This is a genomic window from Flavobacterium cyanobacteriorum (assembly GCF_002251835.1).
In the GTDB taxonomy this organism is placed as follows: Bacteria; Bacteroidota; Bacteroidia; order Flavobacteriales; family Flavobacteriaceae; genus Flavobacterium; species Flavobacterium cyanobacteriorum.
Genome location: NZ_NOXV01000041.1, coordinates 1 through 2,045, shown reverse-complemented (window position 1 = coordinate 2,045; position 2,045 = coordinate 1). Strand labels below are relative to the sequence as shown.

Below are 2,045 nucleotides of genomic sequence, written 5' to 3'. Positions count from 1 at the left end.
CGTCAACCCTTTTTTATTTAACAAATAAGTTTAAACCACTTCATTTATATAAATGATTCCACTGAATGCCGAGATGTAATCCATTTTTGCCTCAAATGACAAATCCAATAAGCGAGATGTAAACCATGGATAACCACTTGGCCTGCCTTGGACGCTGGGAAATGGAATGAAAACTACATCACATTTCTTATTTGCCAGGTAATACTCAAGAGAGTTTTCGGATGATTTAATCACTTTTGCTGACTTGAAGTCGTGAACTTGATAACCATTTTCCATGAAGTTTTGAGAAAAATTTCCGCTACCTGAAGTTATTGCCAATGAATACACATTATTTCCAAACTCACGAAACGCATCTGCGCCAAAGTAGGTAAAAGTGGCGTAGGTGTTTTCAATGTGCCACCATTTTGCAAAGTCTGCATCAAAAGATGCAAGTACATTTACATCCATTGCATTATGGTTATTATGAGACCATACTATAATTTTTTTATCTGGATAAATGTACTTCGCTATCAGCGCTAAATTTTGTGCATAATAGATATCTCTGTTTTTTCCATTAACAAGAAACTCAAAGCAGTTCTTCAAATTAGCAATTTCTAAGAGCCATAAATTTCTTTTTTCAATTGGTTGAGTATGATATTTAAATACTTCTTCTATTTTCCCTATTTCTTTAAAATAGTTATTGGTATCTACGCTGTCTTTTTTAGACTCCCATAGGTATTGAAACGTATAATTAATATCTTTCAATAACCGTTGGTATGATTTAGAAGAAGTGTTATAGTTAAGCTTGCTTAGCTCTTCTGTAAGTAAATTTAAAAGCCTAGTCTTAGCAAATTTCCCACAATGCCATGGATGTATACCCCCAAGATGAATTTTACTACCATTAGATAATTGCTGGTTGTAGTAATTCCAAAAATCTTTGCTCACAGCACTTTTTGACAAGCTGGACATAATATTTTCTTGTGCTTTTATTCTTACAAGGGCTGTGTCATTTATTTCTGATAAATCAAATAGAATAGAGCACATATCATCTTCAAATAACAAAACGTCAAATCCCTTTTTTTCGTGTAAATACTTAACAAGTCTTGTTTTCATTTGAATAGCACCACCATCACCATGACTGGGCTCACCTAACAGAACGATTTTTCTATCACCAATGGCCTTTCCGATAGGCTCTAAATCGTCATAACTAAGAGTTTTGGCATCAAATGACTTAATTGGGCTTCTCGATTGATACAGGTGCTCCATAAAAATATCCGAATAGTCACCCTTTAATTGTCCATAAATAGAATGATAAATAAGCAGTAATACAGTTGAAATCAATATTCTGACCATATATCTCATGATTTTTGTATGATTACAAAGCTAATATGGTCTTAAAAGCAAAAATTGTAAGAATGTAAACTACTGAGCGTAAAACCAAATGACTGGTTTTTCACTGTCTATATGATTGAAAAACAATTTAGGGTTAATGTTTGTAAAATTCTTAAAATCCTTATTGAAATGAGCTTGATCAAAATATAGATTTTCGTAAGATAAGTTAGTAAGTTTCTTTTCATTCTTATAAGTAAAAATAGCTTTTCTGAACCGATGAATTCTTCTATATTCTGTAGGATTTTTTCCTAAATACTTTGAAAAAATCTTATTTATATATTGCCTGCTAAGATTGTGTTTTCTTGCGATTAGTTCAATTTTCTCTCCTTTCTCAATATCTTGAATTATTTTTTCAAGCCTTAGTAATTCATTCTTTTGATTTAGCTTAGAAATCCAATATTTCTCTAAATATTCAATCTGTTGGTCTCGATTATCAATTTTGAAAATTGCTATCATCGTAGAATCAAAATCTTCAAATAAGTTCAATGAATTATTTGATTCATTCATGAGTAATAATTGGTTGCTAACAAAATGATGAATTCCAATTGGCTTAAAATAAATTGTTATTTCCTGTACGGCGTTTTTGTAAACAATATGAATAGGTTTCTTATATTGATTAATAAAACTACCTAAGTACACGACAAAAATTGTATTAAATTAATTTCCAGCTTATT

2 protein-coding genes are annotated in these 2,045 nt (G+C 30.9%); both read right to left on the bottom strand.

Going from position 1 to position 2,045, the window contains the following annotated elements; genetic code table 11:
* Positions 1-30 precede the first annotated feature (30 nt).
* The gene (locus CHU92_RS00360) at positions 31-1,332 is read right to left on the bottom strand and encodes an erythromycin esterase family protein (RefSeq protein ID WP_165764542.1); all 1,302 of its coding nucleotides are present in this window, start codon (positions 1,330-1,332) and stop codon (positions 31-33) included.
* Positions 1,333-1,401: 69 nt separating this feature from the next.
* Positions 1,402-1,878: a helix-turn-helix domain-containing protein gene (locus tag CHU92_RS00355; protein WP_129582951.1), complete on the bottom strand. Its 477-nt coding sequence runs from the start codon at positions 1,876-1,878 to the stop codon at positions 1,402-1,404.
* Between the last annotated feature and the right edge of the window lie 167 nt (positions 1,879-2,045).